Below are 16,952 nucleotides of genomic sequence, written 5' to 3' on the forward strand. Positions count from 1 at the left end.
TCCGCATGCAGCAACTTACAACGTATATGAGAAATACCATGTAATCTTTAAACTCTAAAATTGTTCACATTTGGTTTTGTGTTAATTAATGTATTGTGAAATTGACTAGCGCTTGATGGTCAATTTCACAATAACATTAACTAAATGTTAGATATACCTATTGATGATATTCTCTAAATATTCCTGTTTGCCACTTCGAGTTTCTGGTTCGCCATTTTCTGCAGCGTAGTTCCTTAAATCTTCGAGGGTTAATTTGCCTTGTTCAAATTCTGCACCTTTACCACTATCAAAAGACGCATAACGATCTGCTCTTACTTTTTTGTAGTCTGATTTTTGTAAAACTGCATCAGCTGTAACTAAAGCACGGGCAAATAAATCCATACCACCAACATGAGCGTAGAATAAATCCTTCTGGTCGGTAGAATTACGACGGATTTTAGCATCAAAATTAACACCACCACCCTGTAAACCGCCTCCTTCCAAAATAATTAACATGGCTTCAGTTAACTCATTGATGTCATTTGGGAATTGATCGGTATCCCATCCATTTTGGTAATCACCACGATTGGCATCAATAGAACCTAATAAACCATTATCAACTGCAACCTGTAATTCATGCTGAAAAGTATGGCCAGCTAGTGTTGCATGGTTAACCTCTAGGTTTAATTTAAAATCTTCTAATAAACCATATTGCTGCAAGAAGCTCTTTACCGTTGCAGCATCATAATCATACTGATGCTTAGAAGGTTCACAAGGTTTAGGCTCGATAAAGAAAGTTCCTTTAAAACCTTGTTTACGGGCGTAATCTTTAGACGCGTGTAAGAATTTAGCCAAGTGCTCTTGCTCACGTTTCATATTTGTGTTAAGTAGACTCATGTAACCTTCTCTACCTCCCCAAAACACATAATTTTCACCACCAAGGGCGATTGTTGCGTCTAAAGCAGCTTTAACTTGAGCAGCACCATGAGCCAAAACATGAAAATCTGGATTAGTAGATGCGCCATTCATGTATCTACTATGGCTAAATAAATTGGCTGTTCCCCAAAGTAATTTTACTCCACTATCTGCCTGTTTTTGCTTAGCATATTCAACTAATGCCTGTAATCTACGTTCGTTATCTACAACATCATCAGTATAATCCACAACGTCCACATCGTGGAAACAATAATAAGGCAATTGCATTTTAGTAATGAATTCAAAAGCTGCATCCATTTTATCTTTTGCACGTTCTATCGCATCTTTCTTTTCATCCCATGGGAAGATATGCGTTGCTCCACCAAAAGGATCAGCGCCATTGCCATTAAAAGAATGCCAATAAGAACAGGCAAATTTAAAGTGCTCATTCATGGTTTTTCCTGCAACTATTTTGTTTGCATCATACCATCTAAACGCTAGTGGATTATCGCTTTGCAAACCTTCAAATTTTACTTGCGCTATGCCTTTAAAAAATTCCTTTGCTCCTGTTACTACTTTTGTCATCTTTTATTTGTTAATTTTTGGATAATGGTCAATAGTCAATGGCCTGGCCACTTAAACCATTAACTATCAACTATGGACTAATTAATTCTTGCTCTAATATCTTTTTCCAATCCTGATAAATTGGTTCGTATGCTGTTGTATTTTTTGGTTCTAAATATTTTAATAATTGATGTTGAGAAAATGCTTCTTCTGGACTTTTAAAGATCCCAGCGCCAATTCCAGCGCCTAAAGCAGCGCCAACACTACCATCATTTTCATATAGCTCTACAGGTACACCGGTTACATCTACAAACGTTTGGGCAAATACATCACTTAAAAATAAGTTTGCTTTTCCTGCCCTAATTACTTTTGGTTGCATTCCGTTTTCTCGCATAATATCTAATCCATATCTAAAAGCGAATACGATGCTTTCTTGTACAGCTCTAAAAATATCAGATTGATTGTGCGTATTTAAATCGATGCCTAAAAGTTGAGCTCCAGTATATTTGTTGTTCAACATCCGCTCTGCACCATTGCCAAAAGGTAAAATTTTTAGTCCTTTACTGCCAATTGGAGCTTGTGCGGCAATATGATTTAGCTCTGGATAAGATAAGTATGGAGCGAAATTGTGTTTAGCCCATCGATACATACTACCTGTGCCATTAATGCAAAGTAGCACACCTGTATGTTTCTTTTCAGGAGAATAGGTAACGTGTGCAAAAGTGTTTACTCTAGATTGTTGATCGTAAGTTAATTCATCGCTCACACCATAAATTACACCAGAAGTTCCTGCGGTTGCAGCTACTTCACCCGGTTTTAATACATTTAAAGACAATGCGTTATTGGGCTGGTCGCCAGCTTTATAAGAAACAGGAATGCCAACTGTTAATCCTAATAGTTTTGCAATACCGTCTTTTAAGTGTCCATGTTCGGAAAATAAAGGTTTTATTGATGGAATTAAGTTATAATCTAGGCCATAATGTTCCATTACGTCTGCAGAGATTTCATCTTTTTTGAAGTCCCAAAATACACCTTCAGATAGGGCAGAGGTGCTAGTGGTGATTTCTCCAGTTAGCTTCATGGCAATAAAATCACCAGGCAGCATTATTTTATCTATTTTACTATAAATCTCTGGTTCGTTATTTTTTACCCATGCTAATTTAGAGGCGGTGAAATTTCCTGGAGAGTTTAAAAGGCTTTGCAGCGATCTTTCGTGGCCTATAGTGTCAAATGCTTTTTCGCCCAGCTCTACCGCACGACTATCGCACCATATAATACTATCTCTTAAAACTTCTTGGTCTTTATCTACAGTAACCAAGCCATGCATTTGGTAGGCAATGCCGATAGCTTTGATGTCCTTTGGATTAAATAAGTTTGAAGCATTAACCTTTAAAATAGCTTGCTGCACATTATGCCACCAATCCATTGGGCTTTGTTCTGCCCAGCCTGGTTGTGTAGATTTAATTGCCGTTTCCTCTTCGGGGTATTGTGCAGTAGCCACACTCTTTTGAGTGCTTACATCAACAACTGCAACTTTAATAGACGATGTGCCTATGTCAATACCTAATAAATACATTTGATTAAATTTTGTTTACGTTTTATGCAAACGGTTGCATAAAGATATATGTTAATTTTAAAAAGGAGAATTTTTTATCATAAAAGGTGAGATTTTTAGTTAATGGTAGATTGTCTTTCTACTAATAGGGGATCTAAAATAACATGGTTAACATCTTGATAGGGGTTTTTAAGCTGAATCATTTTTAGAAACATTTTTGCACATTCACTACCCATTTGGTTAGGATGTTGATCTATGGTAGAAAGGCTAGGTGTAATGTAAGGGGAGAATGCTTCATTAGCAAATCCAATAACACCTATTTGAGGTGGAGTCTCATTAATTTCTTTCAATTTTTTAATTACTCCTAATGCTGTAAAATCATCTCCTGCTATAATTGCATCAGGTTTATTTTCAAGGCGCATTAACTTGCTAGCACCAAATCTTCCATCTTTTATTGATAGACCCCCGAAAATTATATGCTCTTTTAAAATAGGCAGATTGTTTGTTTCTAATGCCGATTTATAACCTTTTAATCTATCATTAAATATTTTTATTTGATGAATTGTAGTTACAAAGGCTATATTTTTATATCCTTGATCAATGAGATGTTGTGTTGCTAAATAACCAGCTCTAAAATCATCCAATGTCACTGTTGGTACTTTCAAATCGTTATGAACACGGTCAAACAGTATCAATGGCTTATTTTGTTTAACAATTTCTGCAAAATGAGAAACATCTTCAGTTTCTAAAGACATGGAGGCCATAATGCCATCAACTTGTGCCTCTAGTAATGTTTTAACGCCATTAATTTCATTCTCTACAGATTCATTTGATTGGTATAAAATCACTCTATAGCCACTATCTTTTAAGCCCTCTTCTATACTATGTATAATTGAAGCAAAAAAATGCGCTTGTACGCTTGGCACAATTACACCTATGATATAGGTTTTACCAGACTTTAATGCAGAAGCAAGTCTATTTGGGCTATAATTAAGTTTTTTAGCTGTAGCTATTACGGCTTCTCTAGTGGTATCGCTTATTGCAGAAAAACCACTTAGAGCCCTAGAAACCGTAGAAACTGTAATGTTAAGTTCCTTGGCAATGTCGTATATGGTGGTTTTCTTTTTCAATTTTTAAAGTAAGCCAAAATCTGTGAATTTTTTAAAGAAACAAATAAAAAAACTTGGATTTTATGAACCTCATCGATTTAATATATGTTAAAAATATGCAATCGATTGCAGTTTTTTAAGAAAATATACTTAGCCAGACCAATATATGGTAGAGCTTTAATAATTTTCAGCTGTTTTATTGTATATTTTTACTAGCATAAATACCAACTTTTAGGTATGTTTTATCGTACTAAAAAACTATACCTTAGTTTATGGCTAGGTATTTACTTCTATCTTTCTTATGGGTTGGCTTTGCATTTAATTCTTTAGCGCAAGCTCCAAAAAGCAATATTGTTCCAGTAGTTCAATCTGCTCATTCAGATAAAATTGAATTTTATGATGTATGGAATGAGAAACACCTTTTGTTAACTACAAGCAAGAATGAAATCATTTTATGGAACACCCAGACTAACCTACAGCTGCGGAAAATATTAACACCTAACAAAATTACAGGAGCCGTTTTAACCAAAAATGGAGAGGAGATTGCAGTATTAAATTACGCAACAGGCAAAGATGCTTCATTAAGGTTTTATAATACTCGAAATGGGAAATTGACTGATACTTTAGCCTATTATTCAAAGTTTGGAGAATCTGTTTATTGGAAAAGTCTTGATTTATTAGTTAGGAATAAAAACGGGAGCAAATTAGCTCTAAAAGCTTTTAATGAAGTTTTTTTGGTAGATCCCATTAAAAAAAATAAAAATGGGGCTTTTAAAGCTCAAGCCTATAGCACTAAAATTTCATTTACCAGTCAGGAGAATGAATTACTAATTGGTTACACGACTGATGGAAGTAATAGATTAGAAATTATTACCAATGATGGTAAGGTTATTAAAAGCTCAACTGCATTTGCAGAGGAATTTAATTCGATAGTTGAAGGAGGAAATACTTTTTTTGCATTAGGAAGGAATGGGAGTATAACAGAATTTAACCATGAGTTAACAGTCGTAAATAGCATAAATCCGATAGGTAAAAGCAGATTGCAATCTAATAGTAGATTAATTTTAAGTAATGACGGTAAACGATTAATAGTTCCTTTAAGTAATGATAAAATAGTTTACGATTTAACACAAAAAGCTTGGATAAATAAAAGCCGTGATATTTATGAGCCAATTATAGCAATCAATGCAGATGCAACTCAATTAGCTGTTTTAAGTAATGCTGTAGATATTATTCAGCCCATTACTGGGAACAAATTGTTAATACAAAACGCTGCTGTAATTGGGTTGGAAGGACTAAGAATTGTGCCTAAGGGAGATGTTATTTCTACTGCAAATGGCTATTCCAGACTATTAAACTTGCAAATAGGAAATCAGATAGAAAAAAAGTTCGAAATTAAAGAATGGATAAGTGATTCTTTGGCACTGTGCTTTGATAAAAACGGTTACATCAACACCGATCTCCAAATTAGAAATGTTTACACCGAGCAAGTTGTTAATCAAATTAATAAGGAGGAAATGAAAATTGAAAATGCCACCATTTCTCCTGATTTTAAAACGATTGCTTTTTCTCATTCGTTAACCAACAAGCTTTACTTAGCTAGCGGATCGAATTATACAACCATTAAAGCCATCAACAATCCTATAAATGAGATCAGGTATTTTGACGCTAAATTTTCTCCCAATAGTGATTTGCTAACCGTAAGTGGCATTAAGCAAATAGGAGTTTATGACATTAAAGCAAACAAGTGGATTTTAGGTGCTGATGAATTAGATGGATATGGATTTAGTGATTTTGCATTTACACCAGATAACAAGAGCCTTTTGTATGGGTATTTAAAATTTGAAAAAAACGTTGACGTCACTCAATCTTTTGTAAATGAAATACGAGAATTTGATTTTGCAACAAAGACATCTAAAACCAGATTAAAAATAGAATCAAGCAGTGTTTGCGAAATAATTTGCCACCCAAAAGAAAATATCTATGTATTAGGCTATGTAAGTGGGTTAATAGAGGTAAGAAGTTTGACTGACAATAGTATCATTTTTTCTAAAAACCAACACAGTTCTGCCATCAATGGATTGGCTTTTCATCCAAACGGTAGGTGGTTGATTGCTTATGCAAATGATAAAATAATGAGTGTTAACGATTTTAAGTTAAATAAATCAATTATTAGTGCTACAAAGTTATATGGAGATAATAAAGCGGGGATAGCTCTTTTTACAGCTGATAATTATTATATGGTACCTTCTTCTAATGCTGCCGGAATTCACTATGTAGAAGGTTTTAATACATATTCTTTTAAACAATTCGATTATCGATTCAATCGTCCTGATAAGGTATTACAGTCATTGGGCTCACCCGATACTGCATTAATTAATTCTTATAAAAAGGCTTATGAAAAACGCATCAAAAAGCTTGGAATCGATACTACTTTATTTACTAGTAATTATAGTGTGCCAGAAGCTGATTTTATAAACCGAGAGGAAATAAGTTTTGAGCGAAGGGAAAATAAATTGCTTTTAAAAATAAGGGGCAATGACAAAAATGTAAATTTAGATAGATTTAATGTTTGGATAAATGAAGTCCCGATTTACGGTTTAAAAGGTGTTAATTTAAGAACTGCAAGGCGAAAATCTGTCGATACAACTATTACGGTAATACTTGCTGCTGGCGACAATAAGATTGAAACTTCTGTAATTAACACAAACGGAATTGAAAGCTATCGCCTACCACTAATGGTTAATTATAATCCAACGGATAAACCCAATGGTAAAATGTATTTCTTAGGTGTTGGTATTAACAATTTCGCCCAAGCCGGACATAATTTGCAGTGGAGTGTAAAAGACATTAGAGACTTGGCTATTAAACTAAAAGAAAAATATTTAGAAAACATTGAAATTGATACACTTTTTGATGATAAAGTAACTATAGAGAATATTTTAGCTTTAAAAACAAAGTTGAAAAAAAGTGAAGTTGATGACAAGGTGATTATTGCCTATTCTGGTCATGGTTTATTAAGTGCTAGCTATGATTATTTTCTCTCTACCTATGACATTGATTTCAATAAGCCAGAAAAAAATGGAATGGCCTATGATTCATTTGAGGATTTGGTCGACAACATTCCAGCTAGACAAAAATTGATGTTAATTGATGCTTGTCATAGCGGAGAAGTTGATAAGGAGGAGCTACAAAAGATGAATAAAAAAGAAACTGTGTTGGCTACAATAGGCATAGAGGCAAGTGCCGAAGGAACAAAAGCCGACGCAACAGGGAAGGGCGTAGTGGTTAAAAACCTAAGTAAGAATAGCAAACTTGGCATGAAAAATAGCTTTGAACTAATGCAAGATCTTTTTGCAAACATTGGAAAGGGAACAGGGGCTACAATTATTTCTGCTGCAGGAGGAATGCAATATGCTTTGGAGAAGAACAGTCTTAAGAATGGAGTTTTTACTTATAGTATTTTAGAATACATGAAAGAAACTAAAACTGTGGGTATAAAGAAATTGAAAGATAGGGTTAATGATAGGGTAGTAGAATTAACAGCCGGTCTGCAACAACCAACTTCCCGCTCAGAAAATACAGTTATTGATTGGGCTGTGTGGTAGAATTTCATTCTAGTCTATTGTAAAAAAATGCCCATTAATAACAAACCACTAAAAATTATAGCGAATTTCTATTGATCCCAGGTGTTTAAACCAACGTCAAAGTAGGGGTTGCAACAGCGAAAAATTAAATTAGTTTCTATTTTAAATTTCTATGTAAGCTTTGACTTTGCGTTAAGAACATTTCGATAAACCCTCTTTATCTTCGTTTTATAGGGTTTGACTTTAGTCTAACAAATTACAATAAGAACATATAATTTAAAAACTATTAAGTAATTTTAGACTAATGAAGACCTTAAAACTAATTGCCCTATTTCTTTTCGTTTTTGCAGCTGCAAAGGCACAACAAAAAGATGCTTTTTATAATGACATTCAAAATTTTAAAAAGCAAGACAGTATTAAATTTCCGCCGAAGAATGCAGTATTGTTTATTGGCAGCTCAACTTTTACAAATTGGAAAGATGTACAAACTTATTTCCCGAAACATGTAATTATTAACCGGGGTTTCGGAGGCTCATCTCTTCCTAACGTAATCAATTATATTGGTGATATTGTTTATCCTTACCAACCTAAACAAATAGTAATCTATTGTGGTGAAAATGATTTCATGGGAAATGCAACTGCAGAAATTGTTGTAAGTAGAGTGAAAAAATTGTTTGATTTGATTAGGGTAGAATATCCTAAAGTGCCTATTGCTTATATTTCTATCAAACCAAGTCCATCGAGAGAAAAATATAGACCACAAATGATTGAAGCAAATCAAAAGATTGCTGAAATGATTAAAGTAATGAAACGTACAGAATTTATTAATACTTATGATGCCATGTTTAATGCAGATGGTACGATTATGAAGGATATTTTTCTATCAGATAATTTGCACATGAATGCCAAAGGTTATGCCATTTGGCAGAAAATAATGGAGCCTTATTTGAAGTAGTAAGATTTGTCATTCCGAGTTTCGAGGAATCTATCGCTAGAATCCTTTAAATAGATTCTACGCTTCGCTCTGAATGACAAATTTCTCATATATCAAACCTCAATCTTAATGCTTCGCTATTTGAACGACTAGAAGTTACTCTAGTTTCTGTTTGGTTGTTGAGTACAAAAATGAGTGCCCCGTTAAAGCCTTTTCTAATTTCTTTGATGTATTCAGTATTGATGATTTCGCTACGGTGAATTCTTAAAAACTCTTCAGGTAATTTCTCTTCCAATGTAGATAAAGTAAAGTCAGTCAGGTGCTTTTTGTCATCCACAGTGTGAAGAAATACATATTTATCTTCTGCTTGAATATGAACGATATCATCTAATTTTATTAATAAAATCTTGTCTCCAAGTTTAACAGTTAAGGTTTTAATAGACTTTTTACCTTGAATTTGTCGGAGCAATTCTTCAATTGGAACTTGAGCCGAAACTAGGTTAGTTTGTTTTAATTTCTTGATGGTCTTCTCTAATCTTTCTATTTCAATGGGTTTCAAAAGATAATCGATAGAGCCCTCCTCAAAGGCTTTAATGGCATATTGATCGTAAGCTGTGGTAAAAACAACTTTAGGTTGATGTTTCAGTTTCGCTAACATTTCAAAACCATTTAATACTGGCATTTCAATATCCAAAAAGATTAAATCAGGTTTTAACGTTTCAATTATCTTTAATCCCTCATCTCCATTTTCTGCTTCTGCTATAATTTCAATTTCGTCGTATTGCATTAACAAACGTTTAATGCGTTGGCGAGCTAATAGTTCATCATCAATAATTACGGTTTTCCACATGGTGATTTAAATAAAAGGAATTGAAATTTTAATATGCTTTTCTGGTGTATTGTTGATCTGAATATCGTGATCCTCTTTGTACAACAATTGCAGTTTGTCAAATGTGCTTTGCAAGCCATAACCTGCAATTAATTCTTCAGGAAATGGAGCCCCACTATCATAAATGAAAATTTCAATCCTATTTCCGCTTTGCGTAATGTTTACTTTCATTTCCCCATTATCACGAACATCTTTTAAGCCGTGTTTTAAAGCGTTTTCTACCAAGGGCTGTAATAAAAAACGAGGAATTAATTTGTTTTCTAATGCTGATAATACTTCAATTTGAAAGTTAATGCGATTGCCAAAACGTACTTTCTCAATGTCTAAATAAGTATTTAAAATCTCTACTTCCTCTTTTATAGAAACATGGTTTTCTTGCAATGTGTTAATGCTATATCTAAAAAGCTTTGAAAGTTTCATCGTCATATCTTCAGCTTTGTCAGCATCTTCATGAATTAAACTAGCTATTGAATTTAAGGCATTGTACAAAAAATGTGGATTGATTTTAGATTGTAAAGCTTGCAACTCCGCTTGTGTTTTAAGTTGACTTAACTTCACTAAATCCATTTCTTTTGACTTTAATATAGCCTCTGCATTTATTCTTTGAAAATGGTAGAGTAAAATCAAAGTGCCTACAATGATGGTTATTAGTACATTGAATTTGTAATCGTTAATGTGGGCTATAAATTCATATTTAAAATCAAAAATTATAGAAACGATAATATAAGTGAGTTCCACACCAATAAATAGCCCTATGAAATTGCATAAATAATAAATCCAAACAAAATTCCAAAAACCAATTTTAGCAGGCGTAAAATAACATTGAACTAAAGCTATTACATTTGCTATGCTAAGGGTAATGAATAAGCTAAAAAGGATGTTGAATAGTACGTTTTTAGTTTGTATGCCATTTGGGTTAAAGATATAGATGAAAGCGCTCATTAAAAAACCAACTGAAAGCCCAATTATGGCATATTTGATATTAGTCTTGAGCCAGCCACCTTCTTTAAACGATAATCTTTTCTCTATCATGATATTTTAACAGGCATAATTTAGTGATTTTTTAACAGGTTCAAATTTGCGTAAAACAAGTGAGTTAATAAATGTATTATAGATGAATGGTAGAAACATTGAGATGAGTGGTTTATTATCTAATTCTATTTCTATACATTTGCGGTGTGAAAAATCTAGGCATCTTTTATTTAATCATGGTGGTATTGCTCTCCGCTTTGCCATGCAGTGATGAGCTAGAAAATAAAGATTTTGTAGAAAATACCTCAGCTATTATTTCACATGAAAAAGATGACTGTAAAACAGAAAGCTGTTCGCCAATTTGTCTATGCACTTGTTGTGGGCAAAGTGTGATAGAAACGGACTTGGTTTCATTCACTACAAAAATTCTAGCTACAGAACGTCCTAGTCTTATTTCGGCTTATCACTTTAAGCTTGAGCAAAGAGATCAAAACATTTGGCAACCGCCGAAACTAGTTTAATAATTTTAAGTTTGTCATGCTGAGCTTGTCGAAGCATCCATCCTATAATTTCGCGTCATTTCGAAATGAGCTTTTGCGATTGAGAATCTTTGATTTACTTGCTTACTGTATAAAATCCTGTGAACAAAAAGCTGTTGCAATAATAAAGATTTCTCGTCGCTAGTCGAAAAGGCCCCGCTCTGTCGAGAAGACCGTAAGGATGTAGAAAATTAGTAGAAGATTTCAATTTACAATAAAATCCAATGAAAAAAATCATACTGTCATTATTGACATTATTTATAACTACGCTAGCTTTTGCCCAAAACACTTGGAAGGCTCATATTTTAGAAGAAGAAACAAAAAATCCAGTTGTTGGTGCATCTGCAAAAATAAAAGGAACAGCTATTGGAGCACAAGCAGATGAAAAGGGGTTTTTAACCTTAACTAATATCCCAGACGGAACACAAACCATAATCATCAGTTTTGTAGGTTTTGAAGAAAAAACCATCACGTTAAAGTTTCCATTTATTCAAACTTCAGTAGAAGAAGTTTTGCTAGAAGTAAGTGAAGATGAACTAGAAACGGTTACAATTTCTTCAACCAGAAGTTCTAGAAGTATAAAAGATATTCCTACTAGGGTAGAATTTATAGCAGGAGAAGAGCTTGAAGAAAAAGCAAATATGAAACCTGGAGATATTAGAATGGTTTTGAGTGAAAGCACTGGTATCCAAACGCAACAAACTTCAGCAACATCAGCCAATGCAGCAATAAGAATACAAGGTTTGGATGGTCGCTATACACAAATTTTAAAGGATGGATTTCCACTATATGCCGGAGCTGCTAGTGGTTTAGGTTTACTGCAAATTCCGCCATTAGATTTAAAGCAAATAGAACTTATTAAAGGTTCGGCATCTACATTATACGGGGGCGGTGCTATCGCCGGATTGGTAAATCTAATTTCTAAAACTCCAAATTTAGAAAGAGAGCTCAGCTTTCATTTTGATGGTACTGATGCCTTAGGTTTAAGTTTGAATGGATTTTATGGAAAGCGAAATGAAAAAATAGGAACAACGTTATTCGCCTCCTACCAAAATAATAGTGCTTATGATCCAGCTGGAATAGATCTGTCTGCAATTCCAAAATCTGAGAAGTTTACTTTTAATCCGAGGTTATTTTTATATCCAAGCAAAAGAACAAACATTGTATTTGGTGTAAATACAACTTTCGAAGATCGCATTGGTGGTGATATGCATTATATTGATGGTAATGCCGATGCTACTCATACTTATTTTGAGCAAAACAAAACAGAAAGAGTGAGTACCCAATTGTCATTGGATCATGCTTTTGGAAAATGCGGACACTTTACGTTCAAAAACAGCATCAGCTATTTCAATAGAAAACTAAATACACCAGGTTATGGTTTTAATGGCACTCAATACTCAACCTTTACTGAAGCAAATTATGCCAATCATGGAGAGGTTATAGAATGGGTTGGGGGTTTAAATTTATGGACTGATCGTTTTAGAGAAAAAGCACAAACATCCGCTTTGCGTAACTATGAGCAAATTACAATTGGAGCATTTTTGCAGGCGAATTGGAAAGCAAACAATTGGTTAAATATTGAGACAGGAGTAAGGGCAGATCATGTAAATGAGTATGGTTTTGCGTTTTTACCAAGGGTTTCTGCGTTATTTAAAGTTAGTCCTAAGGTTACTTCACGGTTAGGTGGTGGTTTGGGTTACAAAGCCCCAACCATATTTACAGAAGACAGCGAACGCATTCAATATAGAAATGTGTTACCTATAAACTCACAAGTAAATGTTTTAGAGAAGAGTTATGGTGCAAATTGGGATATTAACTATCGTACTGCTTTGTTTAATGACAAAGTTTCTTTTACGATTAATCATTTGTTTTTCTTTACCCACTTGAAAAACCCCTTACAATTAATTCCAGTTACTGGTGGCAATTATCAATTTATTAACGTACCTGGTAACTTAGAAAGTAAGGGAACGGAAACAAATGTGAAGTTAGGTTATGAAGATTTTAAATTGTTTTTAGGCTATACTTACACAGACGCTCATCAGCATAGAAATGGAGCTCAGGTTGCCAATCCTTTAACTGCAAAGCATAGGGTTAACGCCGTGTTAATGTACGAGCTTGAAGATGAATGGAAAATTGGTTTAGAAGCCTATACTTTTAGCAAGCAATTGTTAAATGATGGTACTACAGGTAAGAACTATCTGATTACTGGTTTTATGGCCGAAAAACTTTGGAAGAGATTTTCAATCTATATAAATTTTGAGAACTTTTTAGATGCCCGCCAAACTCGTTTCGATACCATTTATACAGGTACGCTTAGCAATCCTCAGTTTAGGGATATTTATGCCCCACTTGATGGTTTTGTAATGAATGGTGGAATTAAGTTTAGGTTGTAGTCTAATTTGTCATTCTGAGTGTAGCGAAGAATCTTATTTATTAGATTCCTCGTGGGTTCGGAATGACAAATTAACTGAATGACAAGACTATTTGTCTCCTGAAAATCATCTTCTTAAAATAAATTGTAAAATAATACCAATCGGTATATATTTGTTTTGTTAAATCATTATATCATGACAAAAGCAGAAAGAACGAGAGCATTTATTATAGAAAAAACTGCACCTATCTTTAATAAGAAAGGTTTTGCAGGTACTTCATTAAATGACATTACTGCTGCTACTGGATTAACCAAAGGAAGCATTTATGGCAATTTTGCAAATAAAGATGAAGTAGCATTAGCTGTTTTTGACTATAATTTTGAACGTGCCAATGCAGGGATTAGTCAACAGATTGCAGGCCAAAAAGATGCAGAAAGTAAGCTTTTGGTTTATGTGAGTGCTTATACAGATTTTTTCAATACCCAATGTGAACAAGGGGGTTGCCCAGTTTTAAATACTGCTGTAGAAGCAGATGATACACATCCAAAATTGAGAAAAAAAGCGGCGGCGGCAGTACTTGCTTGGAAAAATAAAATTGTTGCAATTATTAATGACGGAATAGCAAATAAAGAATTTAGATCAGAGGTAAATGCATCACAAATGGCATTAACTATGATTGCAATGATAGAAGGAGCGATTATGATTTCAAAACTATTAAATGATAAAAATCATATTGCTGATGTAATGCAATCAATGAAAAAAATGATAATTGAATTAAGTTAAAAAAATTTGAATAAAAATATACCGAACGGTATTTAATATATAATAAAAAATTGAAAAGAAAATGAAAACTACAAAAAACACGATACTAATTACTGGCGGTAGTGCTGGTATTGGCTTTGAAACTGCAAAATTATTAAGCGAACAAGGAAATCATGTAATCATTACGGGCAGAAATCAAAATAGATTAGATGAAGCAAAAGCACAATTAACTAACGTAACTGCAATTAGGGCTGATGTAAGTAAAGCAGCTGATGTTGCAGAATTAGTTGCTACTGTTAATCGATTATTTCCGGCTTTAAATGTGGTCATCAATAATGCAGGTAGAGCATTACTTTATAATTTGGCAGATGAAAGTCAGAATGCGTATGTAAATGCAGAAGATGAAATGTTAACTAACTATTTGTCTATCATAAGGTTAAATCAGCATCTTTTGCCATTGTTAAAACAGCAAGAAGAGGCAGCAATTGTTAATGTCTCATCTGTAGTGGCTTATGTCCCTGGAGTTACACTACCAACTTATGCTGCAAGTAAAGCAGCATTGCATTCATACACTACCTCATTGAGATTAAGCTTAGAAAATACCTCCATAAAGGTTTTCGAATTATTTCCTCCCTTGGTTGATACCGAATTTTCAAAAGAAATTGGAGGACATAATGGCATAGCAACTGCACAAGTTGCTGATGAATTGTTAGAAGGTTTAAAAAATAATGAATTCGAAATTCGTGTTGGTGATACTGCTAAAATATATGATTTATTTCTTTCATCACCTTCAGAAGCCCTAAATGTAATGAATGCAAATAGAGCGGCTTAGATCGAATCTGTGCAGTCATAATGAAAAAGAAAATAGCTTTTGCTTTAATAATGAGTGCAGTAACCACTGGCATAGTAACTTTTACAGTTGTTGCTGCTAATCTAGGTTTTGTAGATCAATTTTTAATAATATGGTTAAAATCTTGGCCAATAGCTTACCTTGTGGCTGTTCCTTCTATATTAATTATTGCACCAAGAATAGAAAAGTTGGTAGATTATTTGATGAGAGTAAAGTCTTAAAACAATTATATGATGAAAAGAGTAGTTATTACTGGAATGGGAGCTATTACTCCTCTAGGTAATTCGGTAAATGAATTTTGGGAAAACATATTGGCAGGTAAAAGTGCTGCTTGTCCAATTACAAAGTTTGATACCAGTAAATTTAAAACCAATTTCGCCTGTGAAGTAAAGGATTTTAATATTGAGGAATACATCGATAAGAAGGAAATCAAAAAATATGATTTATTTACACAGTATGCAATTGCTGCAACTGACCAAGCCATTAAAGATGCCGGACTTGATTTTACTCAAATGGATGAAATTGATAGGTATGATGTTGGTGTGATTTGGGCAACTGGTAATGGCGGAATTTCTACTTTCGAAAATCAATTAAAAGAATTTAATGGTGGAGATGGAACACCCAGGTTCAGTCCCTACTTTATTCCTAAAATGATTGTTGACATTGCTGCGGGTGTAATTTCTATTAGACACCAGCTCTATGGACCCAACTATTGTACAGTTTCTGCTTGTGCCTCTTCCAATACGGCAATCATTAGCGCTTTTGATACCATTAGATTAGGCAAAGCAAGAATTATGATTGCTGGAGGTTCTGAAGCTGCAATTACAGAGGCTTCTGTTGGTGGTTTTAATTCGGCTCAAGCACTTTCAAAAAATAACGAAAATCCGCAACAAGCATCAAGACCATTTGATGTAGAAAGAGATGGATTTGTAATGGGAGAGGGTGCAGGTGCTTTGATTTTAGAAGACTTAGAAAGTGCACTAAAAAGAGGGGCAACTATTCATGCTGAGCTTGTAGGTGGCGCAATGGCTGCTGATGCTTACCACTTAACAGGAACACATCCTGAAGGTTTGGGTGCGGTTTTAGGGATGAGTAAAGCGATTAAAGAAGCAGGTATAACAGCAAAAGATATAGATTATATTAATGCACACGCTACCTCTACAGGAATTGGAGATATTAGTGAATTGGTTGGGATTAAAAAAGTTTTTGGAGACTTACCTGTAGCAATAAGCGGAACAAAATCTATGACAGGACATTTACTAGGCGCTGCAGGTGCCATTGAAAGTATAATTTCTGTCTTGTCTGTTAAAAATGATGTTATTCCTGCAACAATAAATACTGTTAATTTAGACGAGGCTATACCAGAAGGGTTAAATATTATCCTAGGAAATCCCGTTTATCAGAAAGTAAATTATGTGCTAAATAATACTTTCGGTTTTGGTGGTCATACAGCAACTAGTCTGTTTAAAAAGTATGTTGAGTAATTAGTTAAGAATTCTTGTCCTATTTAAGAACAAGATACACATAAGTAGAAAAGCCTCGCATTAATTTTGCAGGGCTTTTTCTATTTTAGCTAGTAAAGCATCTATTTCAAAAGGCTTTGCTAAAAAGTCATCTGCACCTGCTGTTTCTGCAGAACGTTGTAAATCATTACTTGCAGAAATTAAAATAACAGGAATATGCTTAGTTCTTTCTGCACTCTTAAGTTTTTTGCAAAGCTCTCTTCCATCAGAACCAGACATCCAAATGTCTAAAATGTAAATATCTGGGAGGTCATGCTGTTCATTTATAACGGTGTTGCCATTTAGTGTAGCATTTACTTTATAACCTTCCATTTCCAACAGCATTCCAACAGCATCTAAAATACCTGGGTCATCATCAGCTATTGTTATACTTTTTAATTTGCTCATTTGATAATATAT

At 33.9% G+C, this 16,952-nt stretch carries 14 protein-coding genes; 8 read left to right on the plus strand and 6 right to left on the minus strand.

Annotation, left to right across the window (positions count from 1 at the left end; translation table 11 throughout):
• Positions 1–147 precede the first annotated feature (147 nt).
• The 3 genes from xylA to FA048_RS16735 all read right to left on the minus strand — a co-directional run bounded on the left by xylA (position 148) and on the right by FA048_RS16735 (position 4,143).
• Positions 148–1,479 (minus strand): xylose isomerase, encoded by a 1,332-nt coding sequence (xylA, locus tag FA048_RS16725; protein WP_136843269.1) that lies wholly within the window; start codon positions 1,477–1,479, stop codon positions 148–150.
• 70 nt (positions 1,480–1,549) lie between these two features.
• The gene (locus FA048_RS16730) at positions 1,550–3,034 is read right to left on the minus strand and encodes a xylulokinase (RefSeq protein ID WP_136843271.1); all 1,485 of its coding nucleotides are present in this window, start codon (positions 3,032–3,034) and stop codon (positions 1,550–1,552) included.
• A gap of 95 nt (positions 3,035–3,129) precedes the next feature.
• The gene (locus FA048_RS16735) at positions 3,130–4,143 is read right to left on the minus strand and encodes a LacI family DNA-binding transcriptional regulator (RefSeq protein WP_136843272.1); all 1,014 of its coding nucleotides are present in this window, start codon (positions 4,141–4,143) and stop codon (positions 3,130–3,132) included.
• A gap of 251 nt (positions 4,144–4,394) precedes the next feature.
• Between FA048_RS16735 and FA048_RS16740 the strand changes: the two genes are divergently transcribed.
• Both FA048_RS16740 and FA048_RS16745 read left to right on the plus strand, forming a co-directional pair.
• Entirely contained in the window at positions 4,395–7,730 is a 3,336-nt protein-coding gene (locus FA048_RS16740; protein ID WP_136843274.1) for a caspase family protein, read from the plus strand.
• A gap of 283 nt (positions 7,731–8,013) precedes the next feature.
• Complete coding sequence (locus FA048_RS16745; RefSeq protein ID WP_136843276.1) at positions 8,014–8,664, plus strand: GDSL-type esterase/lipase family protein; 651 nt, start codon at positions 8,014–8,016, stop codon at positions 8,662–8,664.
• 85 nt (positions 8,665–8,749) lie between these two features.
• Here FA048_RS16745 and FA048_RS16750 read toward each other — a convergent pair whose 3' ends face one another.
• Together FA048_RS16750 and FA048_RS16755 are read right to left on the minus strand one after the other, a co-directional pair.
• A complete protein-coding gene (locus tag FA048_RS16750; protein WP_136843278.1) occupies positions 8,750–9,493 on the minus strand; it encodes a LytR/AlgR family response regulator transcription factor in 744 nt (247 codons plus the stop codon).
• A 6-nt stretch (positions 9,494–9,499) separates the two neighbouring features.
• Positions 9,500–10,564 (minus strand): sensor histidine kinase, encoded by a 1,065-nt coding sequence (locus FA048_RS16755; RefSeq protein ID WP_136843281.1) that lies wholly within the window; start codon positions 10,562–10,564, stop codon positions 9,500–9,502.
• 146 nt (positions 10,565–10,710) lie between these two features.
• On the opposite strand from FA048_RS16755, the gene FA048_RS16760 reads away from it, so the two are divergent.
• The 6 genes from FA048_RS16760 (at position 10,711) to fabF (ending at position 16,514) form a co-directional block, all read left to right on the plus strand.
• Positions 10,711–11,025: a DUF6660 family protein gene (locus FA048_RS16760; RefSeq protein ID WP_136843283.1), complete on the plus strand. Its 315-nt coding sequence runs from the start codon at positions 10,711–10,713 to the stop codon at positions 11,023–11,025.
• Positions 11,026–11,267: 242 nt separating this feature from the next.
• On the plus strand, positions 11,268–13,439 hold the full coding sequence (locus FA048_RS16765; RefSeq protein ID WP_136843285.1) for a TonB-dependent receptor: 2,172 nt from the start codon (positions 11,268–11,270) through the stop codon (positions 13,437–13,439).
• 174 nt (positions 13,440–13,613) lie between these two features.
• Positions 13,614–14,201, plus strand: a complete 588-nt coding sequence (locus tag FA048_RS16770) for a TetR/AcrR family transcriptional regulator (RefSeq protein WP_136843287.1) — start codon at positions 13,614–13,616, stop codon at positions 14,199–14,201.
• Positions 14,202–14,262: 61 nt separating this feature from the next.
• Positions 14,263–15,012 (plus strand): SDR family oxidoreductase, encoded by a 750-nt coding sequence (locus tag FA048_RS16775; protein ID WP_136843290.1) that lies wholly within the window; start codon positions 14,263–14,265, stop codon positions 15,010–15,012.
• Positions 15,013–15,032: 20 nt separating this feature from the next.
• Positions 15,033–15,251, plus strand: coding sequence for a DUF2798 domain-containing protein (locus tag FA048_RS16780; RefSeq protein ID WP_136843292.1), 219 nt, complete (start codon positions 15,033–15,035; stop codon positions 15,249–15,251).
• Positions 15,252–15,263: 12 nt separating this feature from the next.
• Complete coding sequence (fabF, locus tag FA048_RS16785) at positions 15,264–16,514, plus strand: beta-ketoacyl-ACP synthase II (protein ID WP_136843964.1); 1,251 nt, start codon at positions 15,264–15,266, stop codon at positions 16,512–16,514.
• Between the two features lie 60 nt (positions 16,515–16,574).
• Here fabF and FA048_RS16790 read toward each other — a convergent pair whose 3' ends face one another.
• Positions 16,575–16,940 (minus strand): response regulator, encoded by a 366-nt coding sequence (locus FA048_RS16790; RefSeq protein WP_136843294.1) that lies wholly within the window; start codon positions 16,938–16,940, stop codon positions 16,575–16,577.
• Positions 16,941–16,952 lie beyond the last annotated feature (12 nt).

Origin of the sequence: Pedobacter polaris (genome assembly GCF_005116505.1) — a bacterium.
Classification (GTDB): domain Bacteria; phylum Bacteroidota; class Bacteroidia; order Sphingobacteriales; family Sphingobacteriaceae; genus Pedobacter; species Pedobacter polaris.

Bases quoted from the DNA above. Each gene is read 5' to 3' on its own strand.
- xylA (WP_136843269.1), bottom strand. From the start codon at position 1,479: ATGACAAAAGTAGTAACAGGAGCAAAGGAATTTTTTAAAGGCATAGCG.
- FA048_RS16745 (WP_136843276.1), top strand. From the start codon at position 8,014: ATGAAGACCTTAAAACTAATTGCCCTATTTCTTTTCGTTTTTGCAGCT.
- FA048_RS16780 (WP_136843292.1), top strand. From the start codon at position 15,033: ATGAAAAAGAAAATAGCTTTTGCTTTAATAATGAGTGCAGTAACCACT.
- FA048_RS16765 (WP_136843285.1), top strand. From the start codon at position 11,268: ATGAAAAAAATCATACTGTCATTATTGACATTATTTATAACTACGCTA.
- FA048_RS16730 (WP_136843271.1), bottom strand. From the start codon at position 3,034: ATGTATTTATTAGGTATTGACATAGGCACATCGTCTATTAAAGTTGCA.
- FA048_RS16755 (WP_136843281.1), bottom strand. From the start codon at position 10,564: ATGATAGAGAAAAGATTATCGTTTAAAGAAGGTGGCTGGCTCAAGACT.
- FA048_RS16770 (WP_136843287.1), top strand. From the start codon at position 13,614: ATGACAAAAGCAGAAAGAACGAGAGCATTTATTATAGAAAAAACTGCA.
- FA048_RS16750 (WP_136843278.1), bottom strand. From the start codon at position 9,493: ATGTGGAAAACCGTAATTATTGATGATGAACTATTAGCTCGCCAACGC.
- FA048_RS16790 (WP_136843294.1), bottom strand. From the start codon at position 16,940: ATGAGCAAATTAAAAAGTATAACAATAGCTGATGATGACCCAGGTATT.
- FA048_RS16775 (WP_136843290.1), top strand. From the start codon at position 14,263: ATGAAAACTACAAAAAACACGATACTAATTACTGGCGGTAGTGCTGGT.
- fabF (WP_136843964.1), top strand. From the start codon at position 15,264: ATGAAAAGAGTAGTTATTACTGGAATGGGAGCTATTACTCCTCTAGGT.
- FA048_RS16740 (WP_136843274.1), top strand. From the start codon at position 4,395: ATGGCTAGGTATTTACTTCTATCTTTCTTATGGGTTGGCTTTGCATTT.